Annotated in this window: 15 protein-coding genes; 5 read left to right on the plus strand and 10 right to left on the minus strand. The window is 41.2% G+C overall.

Annotated features, from left to right (window positions below; all coding sequences use genetic code 11):
* Nucleotides 1-67: 67 nt before the first annotated feature.
* The 4 genes from RYX56_RS07700 to secA form a co-directional block, all read right to left on the minus strand.
* Entirely contained in the window at nt 68-442 is a 375-nt protein-coding gene (locus tag RYX56_RS07700) for a c-type cytochrome (protein ID WP_317121493.1), read from the minus strand.
* Between the two features lie 74 nt (nt 443-516).
* Entirely contained in the window at nt 517-1389 is an 873-nt protein-coding gene (locus RYX56_RS07705; RefSeq protein WP_317121494.1) for a YitT family protein, read from the minus strand.
* Between the two features lie 359 nt (nt 1390-1748).
* A protein-coding gene (gene prfB / locus RYX56_RS07710; RefSeq protein ID WP_317121495.1) for a peptide chain release factor 2 occupies nt 1749-2853 on the minus strand; the annotation gives its coding sequence in 2 pieces (ribosomal slippage) (nt 1749-2780 and nt 2782-2853; 1104 coding nt in all).
* Between the two features lie 108 nt (nt 2854-2961).
* Nucleotides 2962-5481 (minus strand): preprotein translocase subunit SecA, encoded by a 2520-nt coding sequence (secA, locus tag RYX56_RS07715; RefSeq protein ID WP_317121496.1) that lies wholly within the window; start codon nt 5479-5481, stop codon nt 2962-2964.
* A 257-nt stretch (nt 5482-5738) separates the two neighbouring features.
* Here secA and dcuS point away from each other — a divergent pair, with 257 nt between their 5' ends.
* The 4 genes from dcuS to RYX56_RS07735 all read left to right on the plus strand — a co-directional run bounded on the left by dcuS (nt 5739) and on the right by RYX56_RS07735 (nt 10819).
* Entirely contained in the window at nt 5739-7370 is a 1632-nt protein-coding gene (dcuS, locus tag RYX56_RS07720; RefSeq protein WP_317121497.1) for a DcuS/MalK family sensor histidine kinase, read from the plus strand.
* Entirely contained in the window at nt 7348-8076 is a 729-nt protein-coding gene (locus RYX56_RS07725; RefSeq protein WP_317121498.1) for a response regulator, read from the plus strand. Before dcuS ends, RYX56_RS07725 begins: the two co-directional genes overlap by 23 nt.
* Before the next feature lie 309 nt (nt 8077-8385).
* Complete coding sequence (locus RYX56_RS07730) at nt 8386-10047, plus strand: SLC13 family permease (RefSeq protein ID WP_317121499.1); 1662 nt, start codon at nt 8386-8388, stop codon at nt 10045-10047.
* Between the two features lie 109 nt (nt 10048-10156).
* Entirely contained in the window at nt 10157-10819 is a 663-nt protein-coding gene (locus tag RYX56_RS07735; protein ID WP_317121500.1) for a glycoside hydrolase domain-containing protein, read from the plus strand.
* A gap of 479 nt (nt 10820-11298) precedes the next feature.
* Here RYX56_RS07735 and hpf read toward each other — a convergent pair whose 3' ends face one another.
* Entirely contained in the window at nt 11299-11856 is a 558-nt protein-coding gene (gene hpf, locus RYX56_RS07740; RefSeq protein ID WP_047973919.1) for a ribosome hibernation-promoting factor, HPF/YfiA family, read from the minus strand.
* A 368-nt stretch (nt 11857-12224) separates the two neighbouring features.
* On the minus strand, nt 12225-12422 hold the full coding sequence (gene cspD, locus RYX56_RS07745) for a cold-shock protein CspD (protein WP_034634086.1): 198 nt from the start codon (nt 12420-12422) through the stop codon (nt 12225-12227).
* Between the two features lie 366 nt (nt 12423-12788).
* Between cspD and RYX56_RS07750 the strand changes: the two genes are divergently transcribed.
* A complete protein-coding gene (locus RYX56_RS07750) occupies nt 12789-13799 on the plus strand; it encodes a DUF6612 family protein (protein WP_317121501.1) in 1011 nt (336 codons plus the stop codon).
* 183 nt (nt 13800-13982) lie between these two features.
* Here RYX56_RS07750 and RYX56_RS07755 read toward each other — a convergent pair whose 3' ends face one another.
* From RYX56_RS07755 to RYX56_RS07765, 4 genes are all read right to left on the minus strand, one after another.
* Entirely contained in the window at nt 13983-15041 is a 1059-nt protein-coding gene (locus RYX56_RS07755; RefSeq protein WP_317121502.1) for a Gfo/Idh/MocA family protein, read from the minus strand.
* An 83-nt stretch (nt 15042-15124) separates the two neighbouring features.
* The gene (sda, locus tag RYX56_RS26530; protein WP_500660203.1) at nt 15125-15286 is read right to left on the minus strand and encodes a sporulation histidine kinase inhibitor Sda; all 162 of its coding nucleotides are present in this window, start codon (nt 15284-15286) and stop codon (nt 15125-15127) included.
* A 145-nt stretch (nt 15287-15431) separates the two neighbouring features.
* Nucleotides 15432-16343 (minus strand): ROK family protein, encoded by a 912-nt coding sequence (locus tag RYX56_RS07760; protein WP_317121503.1) that lies wholly within the window; start codon nt 16341-16343, stop codon nt 15432-15434.
* Between the two features lie 114 nt (nt 16344-16457).
* Nucleotides 16458-17753 (minus strand): alpha-L-fucosidase, encoded by a 1296-nt coding sequence (locus RYX56_RS07765; protein WP_317121504.1) that lies wholly within the window; start codon nt 17751-17753, stop codon nt 16458-16460.
* Between the last annotated feature and the right edge of the window lie 81 nt (nt 17754-17834).

Genomic DNA, 17834 nt, shown 5'->3' on the forward strand with positions numbered 1-17834 from the left:
CATGAGAAATTGGTCTCGTTTTCACAAAAAAAAGATCTACTCTCATGAGAGAATAGATCTTATCATTTTATTGCTCTGAAAGCCAAGCAGCAAGGTTAGCCGCATCATCATCTTCTAAGTTTTGAGCAGGCATTGAGCCTTGTCCATTATGAATGATGTCTTCAATTTCAGCTGCTGATAGGCCAGTTCCTTCTAGAGCTGGACCAGACATACCTTCAAGATCGCCGCCGTGACATGCGATACAGCTTTGCTCATATGTAGCGCGAGCTGAATCAGCATCGTAATCACCTGCTGTTGCATCCTCATCTGTTGCTCCTTCTTCACTCTCAGGAGCTTCATCCACTGCTGGAGATTCCTCATCAACTGGTGGAGCTGCCTCGTCACCGCCGCCACATGCTGTAAGAGTAACGACTAAACCAAGTGCTAGTAGAAATTTTTTCATGATGTATTCCTCCTTTTCAATTGGATAGTTATGGGGATATTCCCATCTACTTATTATAGCCGATTTATTACCCCTTACGCTCGTTTGAATCCTTCTCCTAGCACCTCAGTTGCGTTCGTAACAATAACAAATGCTTTTGGATCAACGGCTCGGACAATTTGTTTCAATTTTGTGACCTCCTGCTGGTTAACCACACACATTAACACAGGACGTTCAGCATCCGTATAGCCACCCTGTCCACTTAGCTTCGTAACGCCACGATCGACATCTTTTAAGATGCTTTGGCGAACTTCCTCTTGATGATCAGAGATAATAAGAGCTACCTTTGCATATCCTACCCCCATTTGCACTAAATCAATCGTCTTTCCTGTAACAAATAATGCAATTAAGGCATAAAGTGCTAATTCTAGACCAAAAACGACAGCTGACGTCGCGACAATCAGACCATCTATTGCAAACACACAGAGCCCGAGTGACACACCCGAATATTTATTAAAAATTTGTGCCGCTAAATCTGTTCCACCCGTGCTTGCATTTGCACGGAACACAGTCCCAAGACCAAGCCCTACACCGATTCCACCAAATAAAGCCCCAAGGAGTGGATCCTCAATGCCGACCGACCAATCTCTTGAAATGAAAACGATAAATGGTAAAAAGATTGTCCCGACTAACGTTTTCGCTCCATATTTAAAGCCACCAAGTAAAAACAGACCTAAAATAAATAACGGAATATTGAAAGCCCATAGTGTGTAGGCTGGCTCAAAACCGACCGTATAAGTCAAAATCGTACTAATCCCGCTGACGCCACCCGATGCAATTTTATTCGGTAGTAAAAATAAATTAAATGCTAATGCCACGATTGCTGAACCAATTAAAATATACGTATAATCAATCATTCCTTGCATTAAACGGCTGCGTGGCTCACGCCGTCTCTTCGTTTTCCCCATGCTTGTCACACTCACTTTTCTTCATAGTATGTCCTAAATCCTTCGGTAGTATAGCACCACGCCCCCACGCTGTAAATGCGATTGTGCTAATGCGGTAAAGGGCTTGTGCGGTTCTTTCTGGCTCTCCGCTCATATATCGATATGGGCTCTATTCCCCGCCTTATGTGCGAGCTGGGACCTGATATGGGCGCTATTCCTCTTTTATGAGCGCATTCGTCGCTCTTATGTGCGGATTTGGCTTTTTATGTGCGAATGCCCCACATATGAGCGAGTTGAAAGCTGATATGAGCGAAATCCCTGCCCCGCTCCGCACAAGCTCTACACCAAAAAAGACTGTTCCACAGAACAGTCTTCCCAGCTTACATCTTCAACGATGAACGGAGGTAGGCATTGATAAATCCTTCTAAATCTCCGTCCATGACGCCATTTGTGTTCCCAATTTCAAAGTTGGTACGGTGGTCTTTCACGAGACTATATGGGTGGAAGACGTAGGAGCGAATTTGGCTTCCCCAGCCGATATCCTTTTGCTCGCCACGAATCTCATCTAGCTCTTGTTGTTGCTTTTCGATCTCTAATTGATACAATTTAGCCTTTAACATTTTCATTGCTGATTCACGGTTTTTAATCTGTGAACGTTCGTTCTGACATGTTACGACCGTGTTTGTAGGTAAGTGAGTAATTCGGATGGCAGAGTCCGTTGTGTTGATATGCTGCCCGCCCGCACCGCTTGCTCGGTACGTATCAACTTTTAAATCCTCTGTACGAATGTCGATATCAACCGTATCATCAAGCTCCGGCATCACTTCACATGATACGAATGAGGTGTGTCTACGTCCTGATGAGTCAAATGGTGAAATACGAACAAGGCGATGTACTCCTTTTTCTGCTTTTAAATAGCCATAGGCATTATGGCCTTTGATGAGAAGGGTTACGCTCTTCACACCTGCCTCATCGCCTGCTAAATAGTCCATCGTCTCGACTTTAAAGCCGCGTTGTTCAGACCAGCGCGTATACATACGAAGAAGCATCGATGCCCAGTCTTGAGATTCCGTTCCACCAGCACCTGGATGCAACTCAAGAATTGCATTGTTTTTATCATATGGCTCACTTAAAAGAAGCTGGAGTTCGAACTCATTTAAACGCGTAGCTAAATCCTTTACGCCTGCCTCGAGTTCTTTCTCCAAACCCTCGTCAGCTTCTTCTTTTACAAGCTCATAAGAGACTTCAAGGTTCTCATACTCTTCTTCAAGCTCTAAGAAAACGTTGACTTGTTCTTTTAAGGCATTTGATTCGTTAATCACAGTTTGAGCTGATTCTTGATCATTCCAAAAGTCAGGGTCCGTCATAAATTCATCGAGCTCAGCCATACGTTCTTGCTTGGCTTCTAAGTCAAAGAGACCCCCTAAAGTCTTCTAATCGTTTTACCATTGACGCTAGTTCTTGCTTTACTTCTACTAATTCCATCTTCTCACCTCATCTAAATAATACCTTGCCATATTTTGGGTCAAAAAGGCTAAAAGGAGCCCGCAGGTTGCGGGACTCCACCTTGATAAAGCATATGCTAGGAAACGATTATTTTGCAGCCCCGCAGCAGTTTTTATATTTCTTACCACTTCCGCAAATGCACGCATCATTACGTCCGATTACTTCACCTTTACGGATTGGCTTTTTCTTTTTAGGCTCTTGTTTTGATGTATCTTGATGAACCGCTTTTCCTTCTGCCACCTTTTGACGCTCAAGGTTTTGTTGGACTTGCGCTTTCATGATGTACATCGACACTTCTTCTTCAATCGAAGCAATCATCGCTTCAAACATTTCGAATCCTTCAAAACGATATTCACGTAATGGATCATTTTGACCATACGCACGAAGGTGGATACCTTGACGCAGCTGATCCATTTGGTCGATATGGTTCATCCATTTGCGATCAACGGTACGAAGCATAATAACCTTCTCAAACTCACGCATATGTTCAGGAGTGAACTGCTCTTCTTTTTCGTTATAACGAGCAACCACTTTCTCCGTGATTAATTCAACCATTTCTTCAGGGTCTAAGCCTTTAATATTCTTTTCATCAAGCTCGCCTTCTTGCAGAAGGTTCGCATTCATGTAGTTGACAACTGCCATTAGATCCCAATCCTCTGGCACTTCACTCTCTGGTGTATGCAGGCGAACCGTACGATCGATCACATCTTTAATCATTGTCTCAACAATTTTACGTAAGTTGTCAGACTCAAGCACTTCCATACGTTGCTTGTAGATAATCTCACGTTGCTCGCGCATAACATCATCATATTGAAGAATTTGTTTACGAGCATCGAAGTTGTTTCCTTCCACTCGTTTTTGTGCCGTTTCAACAGCACGGGAAACGAGACGGCTCTCGATCGGTTGGTCTTCTTCCATACCAAGACGTTCCATCATCGAACGCATATTATCAGAACCGAAGCGACGCATTAATTCATCTTCCATTGAAAGGTAGAATTGCGATGAACCTGGATCTCCTTGACGACCAGCACGACCGCGTAACTGATTATCAATACGACGACTCTCATGACGCTCCGTACCAAGTACATGTAAGCCACCAAGCTCACGAACACCATCACCTAGCTTGATATCCGTACCACGGCCGGCCATGTTTGTTGCGATCGTTACCGCCCCTTGCTGACCTGCACCTTCAATAATATCAGCCTCACGCTCATGGTTTTTCGCATTTAGTACGTGGTGAGGTACGCGACGTTTGTTTAGTAATTTTGAAACTAGCTCTGATGTCTCAACACTTACTGTACCAACAAGCACTGGTTGTCCTTTTTTATGAAAAGCTTCAATCTCAGTGACAACCGCTTTAAACTTCGCTTCCATTGTCTTATAAATAAGATCAGGTCGATCCTCACGCGCGATTGGTTTATTTGTTGGAATAACCATAACGTCCATTCCGTAAATATTGCGGAATTCTTCTTCTTCCGTTTTTGCTGTACCGGTCATACCAGCAAGCTTTTGGTACATACGGAAGTAGTTCTGGAACGTAATCGAAGCTAGCGTCATGCTCTCACGTTGAATCTGCATGCCTTCTTTTGCTTCAATGGCTTGGTGTAGACCATCGCTATAGCGACGACCTTTCATTAGACGACCTGTAAATTGGTCAACAATGACTACTTCGCCATCTTCTACAACATAATCGCCGTCACGTTGCATCACGACATGTGCTTTTAATGATTGATTTAAATGGTGGTTTAATTGAACATGTTTTTGATCATATAAGTTTTCAATTCCAAAGGCGCGCTCTGCTTTTGAAACGCCTTCCTCTGTTAATTGAACGGCTTTTGTTTTTTCGTCGAACGTGTAATCTTCTTCTGCTTTCAACACACGGATAAACGAGTTTGCTTGTGTATAAAGTTGAGTAGAACGCTCAACAGAACCTGAAATGATTAATGGCGTTCTTGCTTCATCCACCAAGATCGAATCGACCTCATCGACAAGAGCAAAATTCAGTGGACGTTGCACCATCTGCTCTTTGTAAAGAACCATATTATCACGAAGATAATCAAAGCCAAGCTCGTTATTCGTGCTGTATGTAATATCTGCACGATACGCTTCTGCTTTCTCTTCTTTTGTTAACCCTGACTCATTTAAGCCAACGGTTAATCCAAGAAAACGATAAAGCTCACCCATCATTTCACAATCACGACGAGCTAAGTATTCATTGACTGTAACCACATGAACACCTTTGCCAGCTAACGCATTTAAATAAACAGGTAGGGTTCCAACTAATGTTTTACCTTCCCCTGTTTTCATTTCAGATATATTTCCTTGGTGCAAGGCAATACCACCTAATAGCTGCACGCGATAAGGAGTCATCCCTAGAACACGAGTAGACGCCTCTCGTACCGTAGCGAAGGCTTCTGGTAATAAATCATCTAATGTTTCGCCTTTTTCAAGACGCTCTTTATATTCTGCTGTTTTCTTTTGAAGACCGTCATCTGATAGCTTTTTCATATCATCGGCCAACGCATCAATTTGATCTACAATCTTCTCATTTTTCTTTACTTGACGCTGACTTGGATCACCGATAACTTTCTTAAGTAGTCCTAGCATTGAATTCGCCCTCTCTTCATTCAGCTCATACACACTTTTTCTATGAACGTGAAGCATTATCTCACTAATGCTAATTTTAACAGGTTAAATCTACCCTTACAAGGCAATTACCACCGTGCCGCCTAGAAGATGTCGACACCGTCCCACAGTCTTACACTTTTTGCGACATGACAGGTCTGACTTCAAAACTCTTTTCCTATTAAATAGCTGCATTTGGTATAGTAGAAGGAAATAGACACACGAATGAGGAAAGAACTATGGCCAAACCGTTCAATTATGTAAAAAAGAAGAAACCTTATCAATTAAAAACTCTGATTATTCTACTTGTTTCAATTGTTGTGATTATTGCGCTTCTGTTAACGGGTTTACTCGTTGGCTATGACTCTGCTCAACGGACCGAGAGAACGTTAGAAGAAAAAGCGAGAACGATCGCCGCTACGATTGGACAAACACCTGATGTGATCAACGGCCTCCGAAATGGTGACGACAGTGGTTCTGTGCAAGCCTTTACAAAGGAAGTTCAAGCCCTTACCGACGTGCACTATATCGTCGTCATGGATATGAATAGCATTCGGCTCTCTCACCCAAATGAAGCATTAATTGGACAACGTTTTATTGGGGATGATCAAGACCGTGCTTTGGAAGGGGAATCTTACACCTCGGTGGCAGTAGGTACATTAGGAGAATCGATGCGTGCGTTCGTGCCCGTCTATGATGGCGAAGAACAAATCGGAGTCGTATCAACTGGCATTCTAACCAGTCAAATTCGCGCAACGATCTTTGATAGTCAGAAATATATTTTATACGGACTCACCCTTGGCCTCGTTGTCGGCATGATCGGAGCCCTTCTTTTAGCGCAAAAAGTCAAAAATGCCTTAAATGGGCTTGAGCCAAGAGAAATTTCGCAACTGTTAAAAGAACGCGAAGCAATGCTCGCTTCTGTTCGAGAAGGCGTCATTGCGATTGATGATTCAGGAAAAATTGTCGTCGTAAACCGAGCAGCTTTAAGCATGTTTAATCGAGCCGGCCTAAGAGGAGACCCAATCGGGCAACATGTCGCATCCTTTATGCCTAACACACGCTTGCATGATGTACTCGTTCATGAAGAAATGAAGCTCGATCAACCAGAGAAGTTGAATCAAATGGAAATCGTCATCAACCATGTACCAGTCAAAACAGCTGGTAAACTTGTTGGGGCACTCGCAACATTCCGTGATAAAACCGAGCTCACTGTTATGCTCGAGCAATTATCAGGTGCTAAAACCTATGCTGAAACACTGCGTGGGCACACGCATGAGTTTATGAATAAGCTTCATGTCATTTCTGCAATGGTATACACCGAATCGTACGATGAGCTTCAATCCTATATCAACACAATCTCAGACTTTTATCAAAAGGATGTCGGCTGGATCTCAGACTATGTCAAAGACCCGGTGCTTGCAGGCTATCTTTTAAATAAGCTGAGTTTTCTTGAAGAACAAGGAGTTGAGATTGATTTAACAGGCGAGATGCCTTGGCCTTCGATTAAGCAGCCAGAAGTACTGGATTCCTTGATCACCGTCATTGGTAACTCACTCGACAATGCCTATGAAGCGATAAAAGACCAAGACGAACAAGAGCTTCAGATTGATCTCACCTACTCAGATGATAACAACCTAGAGTGGACCGTTATTGATAATGGACCAGGATTAGAAACTGACCACCCAGAAACATGGCTACAAAAAAAGAAATCAACCAAAAGTGGTGACCGTGGCTACGGAATGTATTTAATTCAAGAAGCAATTACCCGCACGCACGGTAAGTTAGAGATTGAATCAGAGAAAGGAGAAGGGATGACCTTTAAGGCAAGGATTCCCTATACCAACCATGATACGAGTACTTATTATTGAAGATGATCCGATGGTTGCGAAATTTAACGCCATCTTCGTTGAACGCATTCCTGAGTTTAAGCTTGTCGGTGTCGCCAGAGGCATCGACGAAGGCTGGACGTATTTAAAAGAAGAACCGATTGATCTGATTTTACTCGACGTCTATATGACGAATGAAAATGGACTCGACCTATTAATGGAGTTAAGACGCGTCAATCATCCCGTTGATGTGATCGTCGTCTCCTCAGCAAACGATCGTGGTTCGATTCAAACCGCCCTCCGCTTTGGAGCAGTTGATTATTTAATTAAGCCGTTTGAATTTGATCGCTTCCAAGATGCACTCTTGCGCTACAAGCAAACTTTTACTGACATGAAAAAAGAATCGATTCAACAAGAGGAAGTCGATCGTTTATTTTTAACGAAAGGAAACTCAAATAAAGACATCCCAAAAGCCGACCTCCCTCTACCAAAAGGGATTACCAAAGAAACCTATCTACGTGTGTTGAAGGAAATCAACAAGCATAATGACTGGTTTTCAACGAATGATTTGGTTGATTCAACCGGAATCTCAAGAGTATCGTTACGTAAATACCTGCAGTACTTAACCGATTCAGATATTTTACTGTTCGACGTTGATTACCAACGGACCGGACGACCTCTTCATCAATATAAACTCACTCACCCGGGGTACGATTACGTCATTGATATTTTAAATGAAGAGAAATAAGCTACCGAGCGTTTTCGGTAGCTTTTTAATGCTCTTTTGACTGAGCGCTCAATTGCTAGATTCAGGCGAACTCAGACGTTTTTCAGGCGAAATAACATTTAATCGGGCGAAATAGGCCATGATTCGGGCGAAACAAAGGATTATTCAGGCAAACACTAACAATATATGGAATCTACTTCTAAAAAGAACCCCTCTTCCGCTTTCTTTAGTTACAAAAGCCTGCATTAAAGTTACTAAAACTATACTATAAGACTCAAATGATTCAGAATATAAAGAAAGAAACCGCTTTCAGAGAGGGAGGCTTATAAGATGAAAACAACAGTGGCTAATGTTTGGAATGGTTTGTGGCACTCACATCGTCAAACGAAAAATCTACTTAATGTCTTTTCTTATCAAAAAGGATCCGCTGCCAAAGCAGCGAAGTCTAGTGCACATAGTGCGAGTCCTACAAACAACTCGACTTCACCACAAGATCAAGAACCTAAACAATCGTATTCAAAATCGCAGTTAATCGGTCTTATTTTAGGACCAGCCTTATTTCTATTAACCATTTTATTTTTCTCACCAGAAGGGCTAAGCTTTGAAGCAAGAGCCGTGCTTGCGATCACATTATGGGTGGCGACCTGGTGGATTACAGAAGCAATTCCTATTCCAGCAACATCGATTCTACCAATTTTCTTGCTACCGATAACCGGAGCACTTGACGGTGGAACAGTTACCTCCGCCTATGGTGACGATATTATCTTCTTGTTCTTAGGAGGTTTCTTCATTGCCACTGCAATGGAAAAATGGAATCTTCACAAACGGATGGCTCTTGCTATTATTGCGTTTATTGGGACAAGCACCCAACGCATTCTTCTCGGCTTCATGATCGCTACAGCCTTTTTATCAATGTGGGTATCAAACACAGCAGCTGTTATGATGATGGTACCGATGGGGCTTGCGATTACAGCTCAAGTTGCCGCAGCACTTAAAGGCAAACCAGAAGAACGTGATTTACCTAAATTTGAAAAAGCTCTTATTTTCGGGGTTGGATATGCCGGAACAATCGGGGGTCTTGGTACATTAATCGGGACACCTCCAAACATCATCTTAGCTGCACAAGCTCAGCAATTATTTGGTGTTGAAATCTCATTTGCAAGATGGATGATGGTCGGGGTTCCAGTCGTTATTCTTTTACTCTTTATTGCATGGATGTATCTTGGACGTATGGCATTTAAGATGAGCATTAAAGGACTTCCAGGGGGCAGAGATTTAATCCAGGGCGAACGCAGTAAGCTTGGAATTATTTCATTCGAAGAAAAAGCAGTTGCTGGAGTATTCTCCTTTGCTGCATTTATGTGGATCACCCGCGATTTCATCTGGGTTGATTTCGTTCCAGAAATACGCGATGGAATGATCGCTGTTTTTGCCGCTGTATTGCTATTCGTTATCCCTACACAGCGTAAATTCGGTTCCCGTATTTTAGAATGGAAAGATTCACGTGATATTCCGTGGGGCGTACTGCTCCTATTTGGTGGTGGTCTGGCGATCGCTGCTGGTTTTAGAGAAACAGGTTTATCTGACTGGATGGGTACACAGCTGACGGTACTTGATGGCTTACACTTAATCGTGATGATTGCCGCTGTAGCTCTATTCGTTCTTTTCTTAACAGAGATTACATCAAACACAGCTACAGCCACAATGATTATCCCAGTTGTAGCGTCATTAGCACTTGCGTTGAACATCCACCCATTTGCTTTAATGATTCCTTGTGCGATGGCGGCTAACTGTGCATTCATGCTTCCAGTTGGTACCCCTCCAAATGCGATCATTTTCGGTACCGGTAAATTGAAAATTGTAGAGATGGTGCGTGTTGGGTTCTTAATTAACCTAATTGCCGCTTTCCTAATTGTTCTTGCCGTGTATTTCATGGTTCCATTATTCTGGGGTATTGACCTTAACGTTGTACCATCAGAATTCAGTTTATAAGATAAATAGGAAATCGTCTTTTATAGGCGGTTTCCTATTTTTTTCGTTTAGACATCCTTCCAACTACACCCATCTTGCATATCGTGGCTATAAAGGAGGAGGTCATTACATGTATCGAAATCGACGCAGTATAAATTGGGGGGTAGATTCGGCCGCAGCTGTCACACAAGAGTTGTATGAGTGCGTAACCTCCTCGTACGGACAGCCGGATTTTTGGGGCCGCTACTTGACCACGATTGAAAATGTGAGTGACGGGCTGACACCGGAAGAAATACGCTATATCCGCGATCAAGGTATGAAAATTATGCCTATCTATAACAATTTCAGTGAAGCAGTCGGTGAACGTGCCGGTGGAGTCGCCGCACGTAATGCCATTTTCCAAGCAAGGCGTCTCGGCATTGGTGAAGGTAGCTTCGTGTTTGCTAATATTGAAAACTTCTTCAACGTCGATGCCGCTTGGATCACAGCCTGGGTAGACACCTTCTATATGAGCCCATACCGCCCCGGCTTCTACGGTGACCCAGTCGAAGGTGGCTTTAATGCAGCGTACTGCGAAGCAGCTGCAGCAAGTGAAAATGTCGGCCAGCAAGCGGTTATATTCAGTGCAGAGCCCAAGCCCGGAACGAGTCCGAAAAACCGCATCCCACGCTACAATCCAGCACGCCCGGATTGCGATGCCAATGTATGGGCGTGGCAATATGGCCGCGACTCGGAAGTATGTCCCATTGATACGGTGCTGATGGAGACGAGACTATATGAGGCGTTGGGGTAGAGCACCATCTTTTGCGAGGTGCTCGTTTATATGCGGAGCGAGGCGTCCAAATGCGGAGCGCACGGAGAGCGGCGTTCGCTCATATATGAGTCTAAATCGCTCATATCTGGTCCGTCCGCTCATAAATCGAGAATAGCGCTCATGTGGGGCGGGATTTCGCTCATATAACAGAGATTGCGCTCATATCAGGCTCTCATTCGCTCATATATCGGAAATTGCGCTCATTTCATATGCGGAGCGCACGGAGCGAGGCGATCGCTCATATATGAGTCTAAATCGCTCATATATGGTCCGTCCGCTCATAAATCGAGAATAGCGCTCATGTGTGGCGCGCTTCCACTCATATAACAGAGATTGCGCTCATATCCGGTCCCCCTTCGCTCATATATCAGAAATTGCGCTCATAACTACTCACCAAGCAGGCCCTACCAACAAACAAAAGGAGCACAGCATCTGCTGCACTCCTTTTAAGCATACTCTTAAGCTTCTGGCTCGATCAGACCGTACTTACCGTCTTTACGACGATAGACTACGCTTGTGTCGCCATTTACTGCATTTGAGAAGACGAAGAAGTTATGGCCTAGCATATCCATTTGCAAAATCGCTTCCTCGGCATCCATAGGTTTCAAGTTGAAGCGCTTTGTACGAACCACTTCAAGCTCGCCATCCTCTGGTTCTGGCTCTTCCTGCTCAAGAGGTTCTAACTCGTTCTTGAACATATATTTTAAGCTTCCTTCTTGTCGGAACTTACGATTTACTTTTGTTTTGTGCTTACGAATTTGTCGTTCAAGCTTTTCAATCACCTTATCAATTGCCGCGTACATATCAGTGTGGGTTTCTTCACCACGTAATAGTAGTTGAGGCATTGGAATGGTAACCTCGATAATGTGTTGGCTATTAAGCACTTGCATTTTTACATTTACATCTGCTACTGGTGTTGTGTCAAAATAGCGCTCTAGCTTACCAACCTTTTTCTCAACATAGTCGCGTAATGCTGGAGTTACTTCGATGTTTTCGCCACGAATATTGTAATTCATAAAGAACTCCTCCTTTTCTATGTACTTAATATTCTATATACCCTTCCGACATTCCTTCTTAAACCTTCAAAAAAATAAATAAATTGTGACAACTTTCTACAAAGTGGGTTTACAAACGATTATTTAATAGGAAGTTAGCGTCTGCCCACTCCCTATCTTATAGCTTCAAATCCCTTATTCTATCTAGAGTATTGCCTACCCCTATCCTTTCCCTTTCACCATGCTTCACTCATTCCAAAACTTCCTTCATTCGACATGGCTATTTTCGACTTTAATGATAAGTTATTTTAAAATAATAAAAACCCATCCCGAAACCGGAATGGGTTGTATCGTTCAGCTAAAGTTCATTTCCTACCCAGGAATGTGAATTAAAGCTTAACTACGTTTGCAGCTTGAGGTCCGCGAGCACCTTCAACAATTTCAAACTCAACGTCTTGACCTTCGTCTAAAGACTTGAATCCATCAGAATTGATGGCTGAGAAGTGTACGAATACGTCGTCTCCATCCTCACGCTCAATGAAACCAAAACCTTTTTCTGCATTAAACCATTTAACTTTTCCTTGCATGTTTTCACATTCCCTTCGTAACTTAATTCAGTGGAATAATTTCCACACTTTTACTATAGCAGCGCGAGATTTAGTTGTCAAACGCTTTCAACTATAAATTTACAGAAAATAAAGTAAATTCATAATCAATAATACTAAAATAGTTGTAAACGCTTGCTTTATTCTATTTACAACTAGGTACAATAGGGTAAAGGTCTCCTATAATCGTGCGTTTGACTATGTCCTTCCTCATACAAATGAGATGAGTAAAAAGAATGAATTTCCACCTCTCTTCCAATTGAGTAAAACTTTCTACTGTTCTCAACTGGTACTCTCTGGTAAAATAAGTAATGACATAGGCGAGCAATTTTAAAAGGGGATGAATCAATGAAGAGAATGAAATGGTTAGGTGCTGGGATTGTAGCTCTTCTGATCATGACTGGTTGTAATGAATCTTCGACAACTGAGGTAGAGGATCAAGAAGTAGAAGCTGCGGATGTTGAGGAAGAAGCGACCACAGAGGAAGTCGTAACAGAAGAAGCCGAAGAAGAGACGGAGCCTATTGATGAAGAGGTAGCCGAAGAAGAAAACTCTGAAGAACTAAGCATTGAAGATATCTTAACGAAGTCGATTGAAGCAATGAACGGTGTGGAAAGCTTCACGACTGAAATGGACGTGGACCAAGAAACAACGCTTGGTGAGGATGAAACATTTACAACTCAAATGAAGATGAAAATGGATGCGACCCAAAATCCACTTGCTTTCTACCAACAAACATCAATGCAAATGCCTGAGCTTGAAGAAGCGACGATGAATGCAGAAGTGTATTTCACTGAAGATGGTGCGTACATGAATGATGGCATGGAAGATGTGTGGTTTAAATATCCTGATGAGTTCACTCAAGATTTACTTGCCTTACAAGAAATGCAAATGAATCCAGAAGAGCAGCTTGAGCTGTTGAAGAGTTATACTGAGAACTTGACGATGACCGAAGAAGGAGATCACTACATCATTACGATTGAAGGTTCAGATCAATCAATCGATCAAATGGCGGATCAACTAAACATGATGCTTGGTGAAGGAATGGCTGATGGTCTAAGTGAATTAACAGCGATGATGGATATTACAAGAATGGATTACATGATCCACATTAATAAAGAGACGTTCTACCAAGAAGCGATCGACATGGCGATGGAGTTTTCAATGGAAGCAGAAGGTGAAACGATCTCAATGGTTCAACAATCAACAGGAACGTTTTCTAACTTTAACGAAATTGATAGTATTGAAGTTCCACAAGAAATCATCGACTCTGCTGAGGAGTTCAGCTTTGACTTTGAAGACTTCGAAGACTTTGATGAAACAGAGTTTGAATTAGAGGAAGAAGAAACGGATGAGTAAGTAACTCAAATAAAGTAATATTCATAACAATAAACAGCACATGTCTTGATCAGCAGGGATCAAGACATGTGCTGTTATTTTAATTTGAAGGATTCTCTATCCAGGGTGAATAACAACCCTCTTCCCCTAAAAGATAAACCTACTTACAAACCTTTTGCACAACATTAGGTTAGGAATCCACTTTTAAAATGTCACCATGCTTTTTTTTTCTGATGCTTCATAAATACCTGTTATCATCTTCATAATTTCAACACCGTCCTCAACAGGGGCAATTGATTCCGTTCCAGTTAAACAACATTCCACAAATGAATCTATTTCATTTTGAAATGCATTGGGGAAATTAAAAGATAAATGATCAATTTGGGGATGTATATTTAATATAGTATCATTTTCTTCACTCACCATTATTAACTCTGGTTCTAATTCAGCTCCACCCTTAGTCCCAAATAATTTCACTTGAATTTCATCCTTTTTAGCATGTAGCGTATAAGAAACATCTACCATTAAAGAAGCGCCATTCTCAAATGCGATAAGAGCATTTGCCATATCTTCAACGCTGTTATTTTCCTTTTCATACTCTGCCGCTTTATAGAAACATAAATTATCTACATTTCCTCGATGTCCAAGCTGATAGTAAGTGTTACCAGTTATAGACTTTACCTTTGGTCGCCCCATTAAATACCAACATAAGTCGATTAGATGAATACCAAGGTCAATTACTGGACCACCACCAGAACGCTCTTTATCCGCAAACCATCCACCTGGATTTCCTATACGGCGTAAACATGAAGCTTTAGCATAATAAACTTGGCCCAATGCTCCACTATCAATAAAAGATTTTAACACTTTAGTATTTGTAGCAAATCTCCTTACAAAACCAACCTGTAACGTTTTATTATACTTCATTGTAGCTTCCTGCACTTTCAACGCTTCTTCAACAGATATTGATAGCGGTTTCTCTACTAGCACGTGTTTACTGCTTTTTAAAGCATTAATAGAAATATCAGCATGAGTATTATTCCAAGTACATATACTTATAGCGTCAACATTAAGATCCTGATAAACTTCTTCCAAGGTTTTATAGATATGAGTTATTCCATATTTTTTTGCTTTTTCTTCTGCCCGTTTTCTTGAAGAACTATAAACGCCATATAAAACAGTATTGGGATTGTTTGCATAAGATTGGAAATGCATATCTGATATTGATCCAGTACCTATCACACATACTCGTAAGCGATTCAAAATAAGATCAGTCCTTCCTACTCCCTATCAACATGCATTGTAATAAGAAAGTACAACTCTTGAGCTTGTTATAATTTGATTAATCAAGTGTGGAGTCTACCCTTAAAATTGTATAAGAAGTTGTCGTCATACTGTTCCCTTTCTTCTATTTCCTCTTTAAGCAAAAATATAAAATATGGATCTAACCCATGGCTTAGAGCTTGATTATGAGCACATACCAGAGTTTCATAATCTAATTCTTGCATTACCTTTAACTCCTCACTTTCCAAATTCCTGATTTTTAGTTTCCAAAAATCTCCATTTAGAGAATCAAAATCCCTTTATACAAGAACCTAGTGCATAAAACGAGAGCCATAAAAATTGGCTATTCAACTAAAATATCAAACAATTTCATATACTTGACCAATGTCTATCTTCAATGAGATTAGTAGCGTTAATCTGATCTAAAACTAACTGGGCAGCTCCAAGCATACCAGCATTGCTTTTAAAGGTTGCCACTTTCACTTCTAGTGGGTTAAGCAGTAATGGTTTCAATTGTTCCCTAAGCTCTTCTATCCAATAATCAGCTGAATCAGAAACGCCACCTCCAAGTACTACAACTTCTATATCCAAAGCAGCTTGCAATGAACTAATACTAACTGCTAAATCAAATGTGTAGGAACGAATAATTTCCTTTGCCTGAGGAATGGAAGCTTTATACTTCATCAGTTCTTCAGGTGAATAAGAAAGACCGGCTTCATGAATACGACGCTGTAATGCTTTTCCTGATATATATTGTTCCTTACATCCTTTTCTCCCACAAGAGCATAAGATTCCACCTGGATACAATATCATATGCCCAAACTCTCCTACCCCTCCATTAGGTCCCGTTAAGATTCGTCCATTTATTATTACACCCCCGCCGACACCCGTGCCTAAAGTTAAAAGTAATGCTCGGCTAAAGTTTTTTGCCACCCCTAATTTCACTTCAGCCAATGCAGCTACATTCGCGTCATTATCAATCTCTACATTTAGATTAACAGCCGCTTCTAACCGGGCCTTTACCTCAGTACCACTCCATCCAGGAAGGTTGTCACTTGCATACAAAACTTTACCGTGTTTGGTGTCAATTAATCCAGCTGTTCCAATACCAATAGCTTCAACATCTTCGTTGGTTGACAACAAATGAATAATCTCTTTTTCCAACGTTTCGTATAAAGGAAATGAAGTTGGGATAGTGTGAGTCGTATAAACCTTACCCTCTCTGTCAACCACTCCCATGTTAATTTTTGTTCCTCCTATATCTATACCAAGTACCTTCACTTTATCACTCCACCTCCTTAGGCAGCACAGTTAGCCAATAGCAACCTCTTTGTGCTAAATAGTTTTCAAGGCTAACCTTCTAAGCTCGGTTGTTGTTTCATTTCGTGAATAAAATTAGTTTTTCAATTTCATTTCAATTACAGGGACTAATAAGTCAGGTTTAATTACAGGTAACTCAAGAACCGTTTCGTCTTTCTCTATAACAGGGACATCGTGATGAAAGATTTCAGATTCCTCGAATACCTTTACAGAAACTTCAGAATGATCGTGAAGGAAGCGTGCATATTCTACTTCTCTCCCAAAGTCTTTTAAATGAACGGTTCTAAAGGGCCACGAGAACAGATGAAGATAAATTGTGTCACCCTTCTGTGTAATTCTGCAATCCTGTGGAGGAGATAATTCACTTGCACCTGCTCCATGTATAGACTGCTTGTGATATTTCATCCATTCTGCTATTTTATCCATTACACTAGATGAGAGTTTATCAAAATCCCCTCTAGCAGTTAGACCGAAATTCATAAGGAAATTACCATCTTTTGCAACAGTATCAATAAGTAGCTTTAGGATCATTTCTGGAGATTTATGATGAAGGTTATTTGGATTATATGTCCATCTTTCATTAAATGTTTGACAAGCTTCCCATATCATCTTGTTTCCACTTGCATCATACAAAGGACTTGTTGGCTGATATTGCTCTGGGGTGTATACTCCTCGATTTAAACCCAGACGGTTATTAAGCAAAATATGGGGTTGGTTCTTTAGAATAAGTGCTTCTAGTTCTTCCCCCAACCAGTCTTCTGCTCCTTTACCTTTGGACCATCCCCAATCTCTATCATCATAAGAAAAGTCAAACCAAAAGTAATCAATCTTCCCGTAACTTGTTACTAGTTCTTCTACTTGATTATGCAAATACTGTTGATAAACAGCCATATTCCTCTTCTCTTGTTTCACCCTTTCCTCATCTCTTTGAGGATGTAATCCATCTATAGTAAAGTGTTCATGGTGCCAGTCAATTAAAGAATGATAAAAACCAATTTTCACATTTTCTTCTCGACAAGCATCGACAAATTCCTTTAGTACATCTTTTTGATGTGGCGAGTTCGTAATCTTGTAATCTGTGTATTTACTATCCCATAGCGCAAAACCTTCATGATGCTTTGTTGTGAGAACGATATATTTCATCCCGCATTCTTTAGCCTTCTTCACAATGCTTCTAGCATCATATAAGTCTGCAGAGAACTGAGATAGATAGTTTTCATAATTCTCTTTAGGGATTTTTTCTTGCGTCATTATCCATTCATCTTTTGCCTTCAAAGAATATAATCCCCAATGAATAAACAGCCCGAACCTATCGTATAAAAACCAAGATGGATCACCATAATTCTCTGGCCAGCTATATACATTATTCATATAATATCCCCCTAACAATTAACCTTGTGTTTTTTCCAATAGCTCACTAATAAATAAAATCTTTTTCTTCTTTATACATTT

Source organism: Alkalihalophilus lindianensis (assembly GCF_032843265.1).
GTDB lineage: Bacteria > Bacillota > Bacilli > Bacillales > Bacillaceae_D > Alkalihalophilus > Alkalihalophilus lindianensis.